2 protein-coding genes are annotated in these 1347 nt (G+C 45.7%); one reads left to right on the top strand and one right to left on the bottom strand.

Annotation, left to right across the window (positions count from 1 at the left end):
* Positions 1 to 144 precede the first annotated feature (144 nt).
* Positions 145 to 906 (bottom strand): type I methionyl aminopeptidase, encoded by a 762-nt coding sequence (gene map / locus P5674_RS24795; RefSeq protein WP_006615957.1) that lies wholly within the window; start codon positions 904 to 906, stop codon positions 145 to 147.
* A 155-nt stretch (positions 907 to 1061) separates the two neighbouring features.
* On the opposite strand from map, the gene P5674_RS24790 reads away from it, so the two are divergent.
* A partial coding sequence (locus tag P5674_RS24790; RefSeq protein WP_006615956.1) for a DUF4870 domain-containing protein occupies positions 1062 to 1347 on the top strand: 286 nt, incomplete at its 3' end.

Below are 1347 nucleotides of genomic sequence, written 5' to 3'. Positions count from 1 at the left end.
AGTTCTGCTGCTGAATGGGAGGGGTAGACCGTGAGGTCTATCTCGACCCCTAATACCATATCCTAGCCTGGGATTAATCTTAGCAATTCCGAGAGTAGGGGCAATTCATCAATTGTCCCTACCTCGCTGGTTTCACTAAGAGCGCTATGGCAGAGTTAAAATATCCACTCCCTGGTCGGTTACAGCGATCGTGTGTTCAAATTGAGCAGACAGCTTACCATCTGTGGTAATCGCTGTCCAACCATCATCGAGTACCTCTGCTTCCCAGGTTCCCTCATTAATCATCGGTTCAATCGTAAAAACCATTCCTGAGCGCAGTTTTTTACCCTTTCCACGGGTCCCATAATGGGGAATTTGCGGTGCTGTATGGAAGACGGTATTAACCCCGTGACCGACAAAATCCCGCACTACAGAAAACCCATAACTTTCCGCGTATTCTTGAATAGCAGCCCCAATATCCCCTATGCGGCTACCTGGTTTCACCGTCTCAATAGCCCGCCGCAGACATTCCTCGGTGACTTCAACCAATTTTTTAGCTGTGGGGGAAGGATTACCGACAAAAAAGGTTTTTGAGGTGTCGCCGTGGTAGCCATCAACTATAGGGGTGACATCAATATTGATGATATCTCCATCTTGAAGAATCTGCTTGGCGCTGGGGATACCGTGACAGATAACTTCGTTAACACTGGTACAAATAGACTTAGGGAACCCATTATAACCTAGGGGAGCGCTACGGGCACCATGAGCTTGAGTCCAGCGTTCGGCTTCATCGTTGAGTTCTAGGGTACTGACTCCTGGTTTGACCATGGGTTCTAGGTAGTTCAGTAATTGCGCGGCTAACTTTCCGGCTTGGCGCATCTTTTCAATTTCTCGGCTCGATAGCAGTACGATTGTTTCGGTTCGCATTTGTATAATTAGCTAGTTGATACCCTAATTAGTAGGCTTTTTCTGTACTTAACTTATCATAGTTGATGGTTCTGGGGGAGGCGCTCAGGTGCTATCTGCTGAAAATGATATTAACATAGATCAACAGTGGCATGATACTCAGCGATGGAGGCAACATGACTAATCGACGGAACCAAATAGATCAAGAAAGCAGAACTTGGGGCATGATCGCACACCTCAGCTCTTTTGTGGGTTATGTCATACCTGTTGCTAATATCGTTGGACCTTTGGTGATTTGGCTACTCAAAAAGGATGAGATGCCATTTGTTGAAGATCAAGCTAAAGAAGCGTTGAATTTTCAAATCAGCATCTTGATATATCTGTGTGTATCGATTGTATTGATTTTGTTTTTAACAAAATGTGGCGGAATTCCCCTTCCTCGCTTGCAGGGAGGGGATGAAT

The sequence above is a fragment of the Limnospira sp. PMC 289.06 genome, assembly GCF_032350395.1.
Classification (GTDB): Bacteria; Cyanobacteriota; Cyanobacteriia; order Cyanobacteriales; family Microcoleaceae; genus Limnospira; species Limnospira platensis.
Note: the sequence above shows the minus strand (reverse complement) of the source record. Positions and strands in the feature narration are given on the sequence as shown.